Origin of the sequence: Laceyella sacchari (assembly GCF_004343255.1) — a bacterium.
GTDB lineage: Bacteria > Bacillota > Bacilli > Thermoactinomycetales > Thermoactinomycetaceae > Laceyella > Laceyella sacchari.
The window spans coordinates 242,445-257,104 of record NZ_SMDD01000001.1 but is presented as its reverse complement, the minus strand read 5'-3'; the positions used below and the strand labels follow the sequence as shown (position 1 = coordinate 257,104).

General features: G+C 44.1%; 11 protein-coding genes and 3 pseudogenes. 7 read left to right on the top strand and 7 right to left on the bottom strand.

Annotation, left to right across the window (positions count from 1 at the left end; genetic code table 11):
• Positions 1 to 301 precede the first annotated feature (301 nt).
• The 5 genes and pseudogenes from EDC32_RS01280 to EDC32_RS01260 all read right to left on the bottom strand — a co-directional run bounded on the left by EDC32_RS01280 (position 302) and on the right by EDC32_RS01260 (position 4,664).
• Entirely contained in the window at positions 302 to 2,089 is a 1,788-nt protein-coding gene (locus EDC32_RS01280; RefSeq protein WP_132219706.1) for a class I SAM-dependent methyltransferase, read from the bottom strand.
• A complete protein-coding gene (locus EDC32_RS01275) occupies positions 2,082 to 2,750 on the bottom strand; it encodes a type II restriction-modification system restriction endonuclease (RefSeq protein WP_211341880.1) in 669 nt (222 codons plus the stop codon). Before EDC32_RS01275 ends, EDC32_RS01280 begins: the two co-directional genes overlap by 8 nt.
• 142 nt (positions 2,751 to 2,892) lie before the next feature.
• Positions 2,893 to 2,994 (bottom strand): annotated as a pseudogene (locus tag EDC32_RS16805) (alpha/beta hydrolase); the annotation flags it as partial.
• Positions 2,995 to 3,205: 211 nt separating this feature from the next.
• Positions 3,206 to 3,401, bottom strand: a pseudogene (locus EDC32_RS16530) (CD3324 family protein).
• 195 nt (positions 3,402 to 3,596) lie between these two features.
• A complete protein-coding gene (locus EDC32_RS01260; protein ID WP_132219705.1) occupies positions 3,597 to 4,664 on the bottom strand; it encodes a carbohydrate binding domain-containing protein in 1,068 nt (355 codons plus the stop codon).
• 317 nt (positions 4,665 to 4,981) lie between these two features.
• On the opposite strand from EDC32_RS01260, the gene EDC32_RS01255 reads away from it, so the two are divergent.
• Positions 4,982 to 5,782 carry a hypothetical protein gene (locus EDC32_RS01255; protein WP_158283173.1) on the top strand — a complete coding sequence of 267 codons (801 nt, stop codon included), beginning with the start codon at positions 4,982 to 4,984 and terminating at the stop codon, positions 5,780 to 5,782.
• 327 nt (positions 5,783 to 6,109) lie between these two features.
• Positions 6,110 to 6,751, top strand: a complete 642-nt coding sequence (gene trmB / locus EDC32_RS01250; RefSeq protein WP_132219703.1) for a tRNA (guanosine(46)-N7)-methyltransferase TrmB — start codon at positions 6,110 to 6,112, stop codon at positions 6,749 to 6,751.
• Positions 6,752 to 6,842: 91 nt separating this feature from the next.
• Here the strand turns inward: trmB and EDC32_RS01245 are convergent, their stop codons facing one another.
• Entirely contained in the window at positions 6,843 to 7,910 is a 1,068-nt protein-coding gene (locus EDC32_RS01245; protein ID WP_246026814.1) for a glycoside hydrolase family 64 protein, read from the bottom strand.
• 356 nt (positions 7,911 to 8,266) lie between these two features.
• On the opposite strand from EDC32_RS01245, the pseudogene EDC32_RS16570 reads away from it, so the two are divergent.
• Both EDC32_RS16570 and EDC32_RS16565 read left to right on the top strand, forming a co-directional pair.
• Positions 8,267 to 8,896, top strand: a pseudogene (locus tag EDC32_RS16570) (lytic polysaccharide monooxygenase); the annotation flags it as partial.
• Positions 8,870 to 10,027 (top strand): polysaccharide deacetylase family protein, encoded by a 1,158-nt coding sequence (locus tag EDC32_RS16565; RefSeq protein ID WP_342774496.1) that lies wholly within the window; start codon positions 8,870 to 8,872, stop codon positions 10,025 to 10,027. The pseudogene EDC32_RS16570 and the gene EDC32_RS16565, both read left to right, overlap by 27 nt.
• Before the next feature lie 88 nt (positions 10,028 to 10,115).
• Here the strand turns inward: EDC32_RS16565 and EDC32_RS01235 are convergent, their stop codons facing one another.
• Positions 10,116 to 10,661 carry a hypothetical protein gene (locus tag EDC32_RS01235; RefSeq protein ID WP_132219700.1) on the bottom strand — a complete coding sequence of 182 codons (546 nt, stop codon included), beginning with the start codon at positions 10,659 to 10,661 and terminating at the stop codon, positions 10,116 to 10,118.
• 232 nt (positions 10,662 to 10,893) lie between these two features.
• On the opposite strand from EDC32_RS01235, the gene EDC32_RS01230 reads away from it, so the two are divergent.
• Genes EDC32_RS01230 through EDC32_RS01220 form a run of 3 tightly spaced genes read left to right on the top strand, consistent with a single transcriptional unit; the run spans position 10,894 to position 14,613 of the window.
• Positions 10,894 to 12,420 carry a spore germination protein gene (locus tag EDC32_RS01230; protein WP_132219699.1) on the top strand — a complete coding sequence of 509 codons (1,527 nt, stop codon included), beginning with the start codon at positions 10,894 to 10,896 and terminating at the stop codon, positions 12,418 to 12,420.
• A complete protein-coding gene (locus tag EDC32_RS01225) occupies positions 12,404 to 13,504 on the top strand; it encodes a GerAB/ArcD/ProY family transporter (protein ID WP_022737918.1) in 1,101 nt (366 codons plus the stop codon). The genes EDC32_RS01230 and EDC32_RS01225 overlap by 17 nt, the downstream gene beginning before the upstream one ends.
• Positions 13,501 to 14,613, top strand: coding sequence for a Ger(x)C family spore germination protein (locus EDC32_RS01220; protein WP_158283172.1), 1,113 nt, complete (start codon positions 13,501 to 13,503; stop codon positions 14,611 to 14,613). The genes EDC32_RS01225 and EDC32_RS01220 overlap by 4 nt, the downstream gene beginning before the upstream one ends.
• The last annotated feature ends 47 nt before the right edge of the window (positions 14,614 to 14,660 follow it).

Below are 14,660 nucleotides of genomic sequence, written 5' to 3'. Positions count from 1 at the left end.
CAAATCGATGGTTTGATTGCTAAAACACAACCCTTTTTTCTCCAATCATTGAAACGAGTCGATGATCCCCATCTCAAGCTGAAGAGCCAATCTCCCCCCTGCCAGAGATTGGCTCCCACACGCAGAAACTATCCACAGTCCATGATCTTGTCGCCTTCATCTGAAATTCCCGATCAGGACTATGTGAGAGATTACTGGATAGATAGAGAATAGAAGACAAAAATGGAAAAATTATTCATCAGTCCAGAAAAAAAGGGTAAAAAAAGAGGTTTTTATCCTCTCCCTCTACCATTGTTATTTTTTATATTTGTAATGCTAGCTGTGAGTTTGCTACCTCTAATTCATCTTTAAAAAAAGACAAAGGTTGTTTTTCAAGCCTTTCAATAAAGTCATTATAGTCATCTTCTGATACAGCAGGCACACAAAGGCCATAGTCCTTTATAGCTTCTAAGATTTCATCAAAAGAAATATTCTTAGCTGCTTTTAAGAGGTCTATTCTCATCAGGTTATCCTTGTTGTAAGGTCTTTTTGTATCAAGGAATGTAATTGAACTTAGAAATTTTTGGACCAAGTCACTGTTTAAAATTAACATGGTAAATACTGCATCTAAGTACCTATTAAAACTTAGAAAGTAGCAAGTGTCATCCAGCATCACAGGCTTACCATTAATTGGTGATACCAATGAGAACTTAGATTTTTTGTACATACCAGAAATAGCTACTTTATAAGGAGCAAATGAATAACCACCTATGCCAAAAATAGAGAAGTCAGGATTATTTTTATATATACTTGACTTTCTCTTATCAAGATGTTCTCTATGCTCATTTAGGTATTTCCAAAGCTTTGGAGATGCTTCTTTAATATAAGAAGTATCTTGTCCAACTTTACTTTGAGTAATAATTACTTTCTTTCTGCTTTGATTGACTGTTTCTTTTTTCAGATCAGAGCTCTTTACCAAGCTGTAAACTAAAGTATCTTCTAGATCAACTACTTCTTTTAACCCATTTTGAAGCTCATTGTTATCTTGAACTTTCAGTTCCATTATCTTTGAGCAGTCATGTTTAACACCTGATCTCCAAACAAGAGGACACTTATTGTCAATTTTGTAACTCTCTTTATAGCTCTCTACATCTGAAACAAACCTGTCATTAACCCATCCAAAGACTCTGATCCTACTATCAGGATCATCAAGGTTGTATACCTCGCAAGTCTGAATTCTTTCTTTTCCACTTTCTCCAACTCTAACAAAAAATAATGATGCATCTGTAGCAACTCCAAATTCTTTCTTAGCATCAAAATTGAAAAGTTTCATTGTTGTTATATTCCAATTTCTTCTAGATGTTAAATGAACAATATTTTTAGTAATGGAATTTTTACAAAGTATTGCTAATGTGCCTTTTTTAACCTTACTTAAAAGGTCAAGCAATTTCATAAGAATATACTCAGATATATCAAAGTTGCTTTTGCCTGTCATAGCCTCAATTCCACTAAAACCCTTTAAATTGGATTTTTCCGGAATATTAGAGGAGCTTAATCTGCTTAACTCTGCAACAGTTATCCAAGGTGGATTTCCTATTACTAGCAATTCATCATTCTCTGTTAAAAGCTCTTCAGGAAACTCATGCTTGAAAAAGTCATCATGGTATACCTCAATGACACAGTCATTATTCAATTCATTTTCCAGATTGTCTGCAAGCATAGTTCTAGACATTTTGAAAAAGTATTCATAATGCCTTTGGATTTCAACACCATATACTTTTTTTAAGTCTCTAAAGTACTTTAAAGAAGTATTTATAAAATTCCCCTTTCCATATGTAGGCTCAATTACTACAGTTGGGTTAATATTATGGGACAAAATAACTTTACAGACTCTTTCAGCTAGATTAGGAGGAGTTTGAAAGTCACCAAACTCCCTTGGCCCAACATTTAGCTGACCTTTATTTAACCAGTCTCTCCATACATTTAGCTCTTCTTTACTTCTAAAAAAATCTTTAATCTTTGTCGCTCTAAGCATTTGTTTATTTAACTTAAACAAGTCATTTTCTTGCTCTAAAATTTCCTCTAAAAAACTTTGGTCTTTTTCATACAATCTTATCAATTCCTTCCACACTATTTGGATCCATATTTACAATTCTTTGATACTGTAGTCTCCATTGTAAAGCATTAGAAATAGTCAAGTAACCTTGTAAAGGTGGAGACTTTAGAATTTCATCAGCTAACATATTATATACAATTTCATCCCCTGGCAAGTTTCTGTCTTCAAAAAAGGCTATTAGATCCTCTTTTGTGCCATTATTCTTTAGTATGTCTGAAATTGATTTTGTTGTTTGATAATCTGCTGTTCGCTCTTTACTAATAAATGCACAACTTACAAATTTAAAGTTGGCAGTTTTAGTCTCATGATCATCTGTCTTCTCATAGACAAATAGCAACAGGTTATATCCTAAACCATAAATCTTTTCTCTAGCTGATTTAAATGGACTTGAGGATTGTGGTTGTTTAATTGATGTAACCTTAATGTCTGTATTTATTTCTAAACCTGGCAGGTCAATTCCTTTAGCAGAATTACCATCTTCAAACACATACTTTTCTTTTAAATATTTTTTAAACCCTTGCTCAATATGCGTACCTATAGCCTTCCCATCATTAACTCCATATAGTTTAGGAATATTATTATTCTGTTGATAATTACAAAATTCTTTAGCTTCCATTTTTAGTAAATCTAGAGTTAATTGTTTAATATCTGTCATGTTTCTTCCTCCAAGTTTGTAATCTCTTTATATCGTCTATGATTATATAACATATACCATGTTTAGTAATCAGAAAAAACTGTTTGTTACTACTTATTCAATAGAGATTATTGCGGGGGTGACAGCATAAAGCTTATCAGCCCCCTCCCCCGCCATGGATCATCAACAATACAGGTCCTGTTCCGCGCACCTCATAATAAAGAGAACCAAGCACGGATAAAATGCCTGTTTTAACCATTTTCATCCCCATCCCTTCTCATTTGGTGCTTTGCATGGTTAGCACCATCCCACTTTCAGGTTAAATGATTTGGGAATGATCTCATATGGCGAAAACAACTTTTAAACAAACTCCGCACAGCAAACCGCACTGGCTCATCGAACCAGTGCAGTGGCAACTATTTTGCATAAACAATTTTTTCGACTGTTTTAACGGCGAGATGGTGCTCCTCAGCCAACTATTCTACTGTCCTCCCGTTTGCAAATGCATCGCAGAGTTTCTATCGTCAATCCACTTTCTCTCCCTTGAGCGAACACCCCATTTTTCATGGGCATGTTTCGGTTTAGGGATATAAATCATTTCTCCCTGAACATACTTTTGAATTTCTGAAACAGCTTTTCTGGCAAAACTGCCTCCGCTTTGATGTAGGCCACTTGCGCCACTCCTTATTCTTTGATAGCAAATAACAGGCTTTGCATGTGTCGGCGCCGACTCCGGCATCTTCTTTTTCCTGCCTTGTCCAGCACCTCCTTGCCAATAAATAAAAAACGCCTAATGAATCTTTCTCAAAGATTAATTAAGCGTTTCATTCCCATCCACATGACGGGCCACCTTCGCTTGTAGTGAAATCACTCCACACGTACAAACTCCAAGTTGTCAAAGTCGGCCCAATTACCGGCTTGAGCGTCGGAATATACCCCGACATGTACCGTACCACCCCGCACCTTGATTTTGGGGGAGGTCATCTGTTTCCACTTGTCGGGCAAGGCATTTCTTCCAATGTCGGTTACCACGGACCCTTCACCATGATTGTGACGGGTCACCTCCAAGGTCAATTTTCTTTGCCCGCCGCCAGAGCGCACCCACACACGTGCAACATACGTTCCATCCGGCAAATTAGTGATTATTTGATATGTTTTATGTTGGTAAGCACGGTCAGACCAATGTACCAAATCGCCCTTGCCCTTATAGGGATAATCCGTGGCAATGGCGTGAATCGGCCCTTGGCCCGCAGGATTCCAACTGAGCCAGTTCGTAAGACCATTTTCAAACCCGCTGTTTTTCAACACGTTTACCCCGATGAGCCGCTTGGAAGCATTAGTGGCAGGCTTTTGCACCGTTGAAGCTTTTGCCACCGTCGCACTGCTTGTCCCTGCCGGTTGCGTTCTTCTTTCTGCTTGGTCGCGGCTTGGCGCCTCCGCTGTCGTTTTTGCCTTGTTCGCGACCATCGAGTCGGTCTGTTCAGCTGCGGATTTCTCGCCTCCCTCCACTGGGGTTGTATCTTTCATGTCTTTTGTTTTTTCCGGTTCACTTACTGCCGTCAACTTCCCCTGCGCTCCCGTCTCGATCCCCATTCTGTACACCCAGAGCTTCGGGTGAAACTGTCGGTTTTGGGCGATGACCGGCTTAGGTGGTGTTTGCGATTCAGGCGCCCTTGCTGCTTGTTGACTGGCACTCTTCCACTGCATGGCAAAATACCCTCCACCAGCCACAACTGCGATAGCCACTGCACCAATCAACACGGGTTTCAGTGGGATCGCCGCCAATCCTTCCCCCACCTTTCCTATCACGTCCAATCCGGAGAAAGGAGCCGATTTTTTACTCGTTTCTTTGATAAGATGGCCTGCACCTTTTTGGGACGTATCAAACCCCTTCAAGGAGGAGAACGCTGTTTCCTGTGGTGCCTTATTCCTCACAAGGCTCCTCCTTTCTTTCATCTAGAGTTTCTTACCAATTAATATTCATTATAATATTTTTTCAATAGGGAATAATTCGATCGTTATTGACAACCTGTTGTCATTTCTTCAATGCACCCCATCCTCAACCAGCGGATAAGAGAAAAAATTTTTTCCTCCGAATATTATAAATCAATTTACTATATGCATTTTATCATTTATAATACAAGTGTCCAAACACTAGCTTTCACATCTGCAGACGCGTCAATCCGTTCCAGTCAAAACACCGCAACCCAATCTATCACATCATCTCAGCTTTTCACGCAGCCACCATCAACATGAATCACCAATCTACCAATCCTGAAGGAACCAACATTTCTGCTGACGTTGCGAGAATCGTCGAGACTCTCCAACGCCTTGTCCAAGACACTGCCAAAGCCGAAGATGTTCAACAAAAGTTGGACGAGGTCGTTAAATCGACCCAACATCTCTCGGCACAGGTGCAAAAGTTGTCCAAGGAGTCTGGCGATGGGCTCCAGCAGCTGACCAAGCTGCTTGGAGACGTTCGTGCTCAAATCTCGGAACAGGACAAGCAACTGCCCGAGATCATGAGCAAGCTTTCCCAAGCGTTCATTTCAATTGGGAACAGCCTCGCTCCGAAACCTGGTGCCAGTGGTGCGAACGCTTCAACTGCAGCCAAGCCAACCTCTGGAAAAAAGCTCTCTGACTACGAAGCGTTTTTCAGAGGAATTGGTCAGTGCAACTCCGTCGAGCAGATCACCGAGCTGATGCTTCAGCACTTGGGCAACTGCGAAGTAGATGAGGTAACCAAACTCGTCGAGCTTCAGAGCAAAATTCTGACGCTCAAGAAGACGGTGGAGGAGACCAACAAGGCCGCAGTAGACACTGCCAAAGGCCAACGGGATATCCAAAAGACCGATGTGGACATCCAAAAGGCCCATGTGGACATGGACAAGGCCCAAAAGGATATGCAAAAGGCCGATCACGATATGAAGTACACCACACGGAATTGGATGGTCGCCCTCTTTACCGTATTGGTCGCGTTAGTAACGGCGATCAATCTCATCATCTACAACCATGTCACCTGGCCCAAGGTCTTTGGACAGAAAAACCCCTGAATCACAACAGCACAGCCGTGATTCTGTTGAAATGCGCACGTTCCTTCAGTGAGTATGAAGATGTAGCAAATCGTTTCAGCAATCGTTTCTTGTCTTTTTTCAGCAAACAAACATAACAAAAAAAAAAAAAAGTGCCTGCGGTGGAACATTCGATAAAAAGAATGGACTGCTCGCAGGCCAAACTTATGCCTTCATTCTCCAAACCCAGTTCAATTTCGCGCCACCTCACGCATCTGCTCCGTTATCAGCAGTCAAGCGCGTTGCTATCCTTCAGAACTTGCCAAAGCTTATCACTGGTAAAATTTATGGGAAGAGTGATAAAACCGTATGACATTCTCCAAAAACCCTTTGGCCGATCCGGTGTTGGTCACCACCCCTTACAAACAGGGACAAACCCTCAGCAAAGGCGAGGTTCGCGCTTTGTTCGCCCATCCGAACCGCCCCCTTCATGTGGACTTGGGCACGGGAAAGGGACGATTTTTAACCCAATCCGCCCGGAAACACCCCAAAACCAACTGGATCGGCATCGAGAAAAAACCGGAACACCTATTCCAAGCCCTACGACACAGAAAGATCACACCGTACAGCAACCTGCGTTACATATGGATGGATATCGCACAATTGCCACAAATTTTCACACCGGGACAGGTAAACCGCTTCTACTTAAACTTCAGCACACCGTGGGAAGAAAAGGTACACGTCAAAAAACGATTGACCCATCCTCGCTTTTTAAAGATTTATCACGATCTGTTATCCAACCACGGGGATCTCATCTTCAAAACGGATCATACCGGCTTTTATGACTTCTCCATGGAAGCGTTCGCCGAGTCAGGCTGGGAAGTGTTAGAACAGACGGATGATTTTCTTCACAGCGAGTGGCACAATCCGGATGTGATGTCGGAGTGGGAAGAGATCTCCATTGACATGGGTTATAATATTTTTTACGCCCGAGTGGTTCCTCCGCGATAAAAAAACATCCTACCCCACTATCGTCCCCAAGAAAAAACCACCCTTCTCCCAACGGGAAAAGGATGGCTTCTGTTAAACAATTCTGTGCAACTTACCACGCAACCCGGATGATCAACCCTTTGGGATCGCCGACTTCCAGATACGCAGCTTGATTATTTACATCGTCATAGGGGAATCCGTAAGCCAAACGGTCGATGCTGTGATTATGCCAAAAAGCCGCATAATGGTTAGCGGGAGCGGGATTTGCGGGGTTTTGCGGCCCGTTCCACTGGTCATCGTAGCCATTGCGGTTCAGATTGGCGCAAGTCCGAGGATCGGCAGCTGCACCAATACAGCGGAAAATATCCTGGGTCGGTATAGAAGTGACACTGGCGAAGTAATTGCTATGTTCACGTCCAGGAGCAAAAGGTCCGTAAATGGGGGCAACAATGCGATAAGGAGCTTGCAATGAGGCTAACGATTTGAATTCTGAAGGCACTTCATTCACATATTTGCTAAATAAGCCTGCACGGGTCTCCGACTCAAGTTCACCGACTGTTCTGTCATAGTTTCCTGCTTTATTCACCAATCTGTGTTGAATAGGGAATCCAAATCCGTCCACACGAGTGGTATTGCCATGATAGCCGGCATCATCCACTGTAAACTCTACAAAATCCAAGAAAACATCTAAGTTGGGATCAGTGGGGTTGTTGAAGTCCGGTCCAGCAAAGCCGTTGTCATATGTTTTGATGTAACACGGCGATCCTACGCAAAGAAACATTCTACCAGAAGTGATTTTCGGCAGGCTGACCCACTCGGCATCACTCACTCTGTGATAAATGTTGGCATAGTTCACGCCATTTTTCGTCAAATGCCCAGGGGCGTCGTTCAATGCAGTGGAGATTGGATGCAGATAGCCATTCAAGTCCAAATAGCTCCAACGGCCTGTGGCCGGATCAATACCAATGACACCCCAATAAATTTGATCGTCACTATAAGCACCATTGGTTCCATTCATCACTTTCACTGTCATGACGCCATTGCCAGTCGGAGCAGGAATGGAAGACGCCGGAATCGATCCGACTGAAGGAGATGCGGCTGACGTAGGGGAAGTGATGGACAAACTCATTCCTAGCAAAGCGAGACCCAAACAGAGCGAGAGGAATCTCTTTTTGAACATCCACTTGACCTCCTTGTGATTCTCCTTGAAGAAATGCTTCATCCATGATTAAACGCATAGATGCGAATAACCATGAATCAGTAAAAAAATAATATGATATTCCAAATAGTTAGTCAATAATTTCTTTTTAAATATCAATAAAAAAGTGATCGTTTTACAATTTTTGCCGACGATAATCTGCATTTTTTTGTCATTCTCGCCAATTATGCCAAAACACCATTTTAATTTTTAATGGTTTCTTCACAAAAATTTGATTTAGAATATTTATAACAAAATCTTTTTATGATATATTTTCCTTATTTCAAAATCATATCTTTCAAGATTGTTGGGAGGCAGTAATCATGGCGCAGCAACCAATTAGAAAAAAACTGTTGTGCAGAGGTTCGCAACTCCTTACGGCGTTTGGAATACTTTTGCTAACCGGAGCCGGGATGCTTTTGTTTGCTGAAAGCACCTTTGCTCACGGTTATATCGAGGCACCTGCCAGCCGTTCTTATCTGTGCAAACAGGGCCAAAACGTCAATTGCGGCCAAATCCAATATGAGCCGCAAAGCATCGAAGCGCCAAAAGGATTCCCGAACGGCGGGCCGGCAGACAACAAAATCGCCAGCGGCGGTGTCCGGGGAGATTTTGCAGAGCTGGACGTTCAAGCGCCGGATCGCTGGACAAAAGTCAACTTAAATGGTGGCGAACAAACCTTCAAATGGATGCTGACCGCAGCACACGCCACGTCAAATTGGAAATACTACATCACCAAAAAGGGCTGGAAGCCTGAAATGGGCTTAACCCGAGCCAATCTCGAATTGTTTTGTACGCATGACTTCGGTGGCAAACGCCCCTCTGCCATCGAAGAACACAAATGCAATGTGCCGACTGACCACAGCGGTTATCACTTGATCCTCGGTGTTTGGGAAATCGCCGACACGTCGAATGCTTTTTATCAAGTCATTGATGTAAATTTGAATAACAACGGCACCCAAGACAACCACAAAGATCAAACGAACAAACCCGACGAAAAAAAGGACACAACTCAGCAACCACCCATACCACCTAATACAAATACCCCTGAGAAAAAACCGACCGATTCCGTTAAAACAGATTGGAAAGCGTACCACGATTACAAAGTGGGCGATATCGTCACCTTCAATGGCACCACATACGAATGCATCCAAGCTCATTCCTCCCTGCCAAATTGGCAACCGTCTATCGTACCAGCATTGTGGAAACCCATTGCCGACAATCATCAGACCCACCATCACAACCATCAAAAATACCAGAAGCCTGCAAACACAGAACCAGAAGATAAAGAGCAAGGACTGTTAGAAGAGATTAAACGATTGATGAAGAAAATCAATGAATACTTGGCAGATAAAGAAAAAACACCGGCTGAAGATACACAGCAAAAGCCAAATCCCGATGAAAACAAAAAAACAAACACGGATGAAAACAAACAGCCCAATACTGACGAAAATAAAAAGCCATCGACCTCACCCGTTCAACCAGCCACCGTTATTGAGAATGGACCCCGCACCGCCAAACGGATCGCCCTTACTTTCGATGACGGGCCAAACGCGCAATTCACTCCGCAAGTTCTTGATATCTTAAAAGAACAAAAAGCGAAAGCAACCTTTTTCGTGCTGGGAAGCAGTGTCAAGAACCATCCCGACCTTGCCAAACGAATTGTGGATGATGGTCATGTGATCGCTAGCCACTCTTGGAATCATCCTCATCTCCCACAAATCGCCAAAAAAGACGTTGCCAAGGAGCTGGATCGCACCCGAGACATTGTAAAAAAGGTGACGGGAAAAGAGATGAACCTGATGCGCCCACCTTATGGGGAAGTGAATGACGAAGTATTGTCCACGCTTGGAGAAAGAAATTTATCTGTGATCAAATGGGATGTGGACACCGAAGATTGGAAGGGCAAATCACCAGAAGAAATAGTGCAAACAGTGATTTCCAATGCACAAAACGGAAGCATCATCCTCATGCATGATGCCGGAGGCGACCGTACAAGCACCGTACAAGCCTTGCGTACCCTCATTTCCCAGCTCAGAAGCCAAGGGTATGAACTTGTCACCGTGAACCAATTGCTGGGCAAACCGGCTTACAAATAAAAAACTTCATCGGATATCCCTTCATTGAAAACAAAACCCACCTCTTTCGCATAAGCGAAAACGAGGTGGGTTTCGGCGTTTCATCCGGTCAAGGTTGCAGCTTTTGAATCAATTCAACCAGATCGTTTAAACCGCTGATCATGGCAGATATGGTGACCGCGACAGCGGCGATATGTCCATAGTTGATCTGGAATTCACCCAATTTTTTATTTAGCTTGATCAATTGGTCCTTATCGATTTTTCCATGCTTCAACTGCTGTTCAACCTGCTCGGACAAATGGTGAAGCTCTTTGATCGCTCCCCTTGCCTTGGATTGAAGGGCTCCAGATGATGGATGCTCAACCATGCGAGCCCGTTTAAACAACTTAACCGGACGTCTATTGAAAAACACGGGTTCCTGAACCGGTTCATCGGCTTGGCAATCCTCATTCAGAGTGTGAAAAGCTAATTGATCTACCACATCTACCGACTCGTTTGGTTCATGCATTCTTTTATCTTTTTTTAACGTGCATTCAATTGATCTATTCTCTTCCTCTTTTATGTATCCTGAGATTTGCTCCAGTTCCACACGAAACTGCGCCAGCCGTTCACACCAAGCCAATCCCTGATCTGGATCAATGGTAATGCTGCTCATATTGCACACCCCGTTCATCTATCTATATATGGTAAACAGCCCGATTACATTATATCAGAAGAATATTCTTATTCGGATAGTTTTACAGCCGTAAACAAATTCATCCATTAAGTATACCAACAAATTCAACCCACTTAGATAAATGATTTTATAACCCACGACGAATTGTCATCTCCAAATTGGGTCACAATTTTATTATAAACAACGTTTTCAACGCAAATGGGGAGCGACAATGAGATCCATATTTAGAGGAAGAAAAAGACGAAAAAGCGAGCAAACTGCCAAAGTGGAAGACACTACCACGCGCGTGTCTTCTTCTTTGCAGGAAAATATCGATAACATAAATGAAAAGCTTTGCCGTTCGCAAGATTTGGTTTTCCGTTCCATCGAGTTCAATGGCCAAAAAGGCGTTCTTGTATTCATTGAACCCTTAACGGATCAAAGCCAGGTGCAAAAATCGATCATTAAGCCCTTGTTAAAAGTCCGGGAAGGCAAGCTGGAAGAAGTGATCATCGCGACCTATCTACGGCAGACTGAGAACTTCGATGAAATCATTGAACATTTGGTGCGCGGAGACAGCATCTTATTGTTTAACCGATCCGAACAAGCCTTCATCGTCGGAACGGACGCCACTGAAAAAAGAAGCCTGAGGGAACCCGACAACGAAACCGTGGTTCGCGGAGCGCACGACGGATTGGTGGAAAACATCAGGGTAAATCTGTACAATATCCGCCACCGAATCCAAAACCCAAATCTCACGGTGAAATTTTTCCGTGTAGGGTCGGAGACCCGATCAAAACTGGCCTTGATCTATATGCGTAATCTGGCTCACCCTGATTTGGTGAAAGAGGTCGAAAAGAGGATCAACGCGATTCGGACTGACACCATCATCTCACCCGGTTTTATGACAGAATTTATGGAGGACTGCCCGGCGTCCCCCTTCCCTCAGGTATTGTATACGGAAAGGCCCGACCGAGTCGTCTCCAACCTAATGGAAGGGCGCGTTGTCATGCTGGGAGAAGGTGATCCCACAGCCGTCGTGCTTCCCGTAACATTATTCGCTTTTTACCAAACACCGGACGATTATCACAGCCGGTGGATGATCGGATCATTTGTCCGATTTGTAAGGCTGATGAGTTTTTTGATCGCTTTTTTGCTTCCTTCTTTATATATCGCCATTGTGGAGTTTCATCCCGAAGTTCTCCCTATCTCATTGATATATAGCTTGAAAAGCTCGATTGAACCAATTCCTTTTCCCGCCATCATTGAAGCCTTATTGATGGAGTTAACCGTTGAATTGATTCGGGAAGCGGGAATCCGTCTCCCCAGCCGCGTCGGGCAAACGATTGGTATTGTCGGCGGTCTGGTCATTGGGGACGCAGTGGTCCGAGCGGGCTTAGTTTCCAATACGATGTTAATTGTTGTCGCGCTCACGGCGATCTCTTCGTTCGTGGTGCCATCCCACGAGATGAGCACAGCTATCCGGGTGTTGCGGTTTCCACAAATGCTGGCTGCATTCTCCTTCGGTTTTTTTGGCATTGCGGTAGGAATGGTCATTATCTTCATGCACCTGGTTAAGCTTGAGTCTTTTGGCACGCCATACTTAGCACCCTTTGCGCCGCTTCGCGTCAAAGACATGAAGGATACCTTTATCCGGCTGCCTATTTGGAAATTGAATCAACGCCCACATGACCCCCATCCCCAACGCATGAAGCAAGAGGAGCCATCGAGAGGATGGAAAGATGATGAAGATAACTGATAACACCATTACACAAGGGCAATTTATGTTTTTGGTTTTGCAAACTCAGATTGGGGTGGGTGTGTTATCCCTGCCCCATCAAGTCCAATCTGAGGCGAAAGGTGCTGGCTGGATATCTATTTTAATCGCTGGGTTGATCAGCCAACTGGTCATTTTGCTCCTCTGGGCATTGGTCAAGCGTTTTCCTTACTCAACGATCTACGAATTTCTCCCAAAACTGTTTGGAAAGTTCGCAGGCACCATTCTGGGATTGGCATATGTATCGTATGCCCTCTTTACCGCAGCGGATATCCTCGTCTTGTTCAGCGACATCGTCAGCCGTTGGATATTGCCTGCAACCCCGAGATGGGTAGTCATATTGATCGTGATCGGCACTTGCATGTACATGGCGGTGGAAAACCTGCGCACCATCTCCCGCTTTTTAGTGGCAACAAGTATTTTGATTCCCGTTTTCTTGGCATTGACCATTTATTCGCTGACGGTTAACATCCATCCGGATTACATCTTCCCGCTGACGGAAGCAGGGTGGCTCAATATTATCAAAGGCTCGCAAAAAGCGTTCTTTTCCATGGTGGGGTTTGAGCTGATCCTATTGGCTTATCCTTTTGTCGAAGGGAAGAGCGGCGGGAAACTGAAAGCCATTTCCTTGGCAAACTTGATCGTCACTCTCTTGTACGCCTTTATGACATTCACCAGCTTAGTCATCTTCAGTCCCAGAGAGATCGAAGTGATTCCTGAACCCCTTTTGTACATGTTAAAGAGCTTCACTTTCAATGTTATTGAGCGCATTGATTTGATCTTTTTGTCCATCTGGAGCGTGAGCGTATTCACCACGTTCATCTCTTACATCTTTATGAGCATGATGGGCCTGGGACAATATTATCACAAAGGGAATCATAAAAAAGCGGCGTGGTGGGCGGGCATTATTTGTTTCATACTTGCCATGTGGGCTGGGCAACCTGAGAAGATCCAGTTGTACGACAAAATCTTCTCGATTGGGAGTTTCATCATGATTATGGTGGTGCCGCTTTTGCTACTGGGATGGTCTTATCTGTTCAAAGTGAAAGGGGAGACAAATGCATGAAGCGAATCATGTTGCTTCTGGTCAGTGTCAGTCTCCTGTTTTTGCCCGGATGTTGGGATCGATCCTCTTTGCGAGACGCCCGTTTAATCTATGGGGTGGCGTTTGACCAGGCGCCGCAAGGAAAGGTGAAAGCAACCATAGTAATCCGCAACATGCCCTCTGGGGATCGCAAAAATCCTTCAAATGAAGTTCACAGCGTGATTGGAAACACAGCACGCCAGACGCGCGATCTGCTGGACAGCAGTATCTCTGAAAAACTGGAAACTTATAAGGTGAGGGCATTATTGTTAGGGGAAGGAATCGCTAAAAAAGGGATTTTCCCCCATCTGGATGTGTTTTACCGTGATCCCCGCGCCTCCCTCAACTCCCGGATAGCCATTGTTGACGGAGAAGCCAGCGAAGTATTCTACCTGCGCCGCGTGGGTGATACCTTGATTGCCGAGCATGTGGACGAAGTGTTGGAAAGCGAAGAAGAAGCCGGTGTCCTCCCCAGGACCAATGTGCAAAGCATTTGTCCCCTGCTTCTGGAACCGGGGCAAGACTTCCTGATCCCGCTGTTGAGAAAAACAGGGAATGGCGAAGTGGCCGCAGTGGGAACGGCCCTATTCCACGGGGACAAATGGACAGGCGAGTTAAACCGGAGAGAATCCGTTTTGTATTTGATACTGATCAATGAAATCAAAAAGAAGGCGCAACTGACGATAAAAATCCACCCGCAACACGGGGAAACCCCCCTCAGTTACATCACGATCGACATGCTCAAGCCCCGACTGAAGAGAGAAGTGAAGATCTCTCCCAGCGGAGGAATTGATGTCTTTTATTCCGGCACGATCTATGCAAAAGTGGCCGAATTTCCGGAAGACCATTTAGCTGAATCGGGGCGTCTGGAACAGCTTAACCGTGAGTTATCCCGGGCATTGAGCCTTGAGGTCAAACGCGTGTTGGACAAAATACAGCGGGCGAACTGTGATGCCTTGAGCATCGGGCGCCATCTCGCTGCATATCATCCCGAATTCTGGAAAAAACAAGATTGGGAAAAAGATTATGCCAAGGTCCGTTTCCATCCCCAATTGAAAATCAAAATCCTGGAAACAGGGATCATTTATTAGCTGCCTGAATCAGGCAGCTGTTTTTTTTGCTAAAGGTTTGTTCTCCC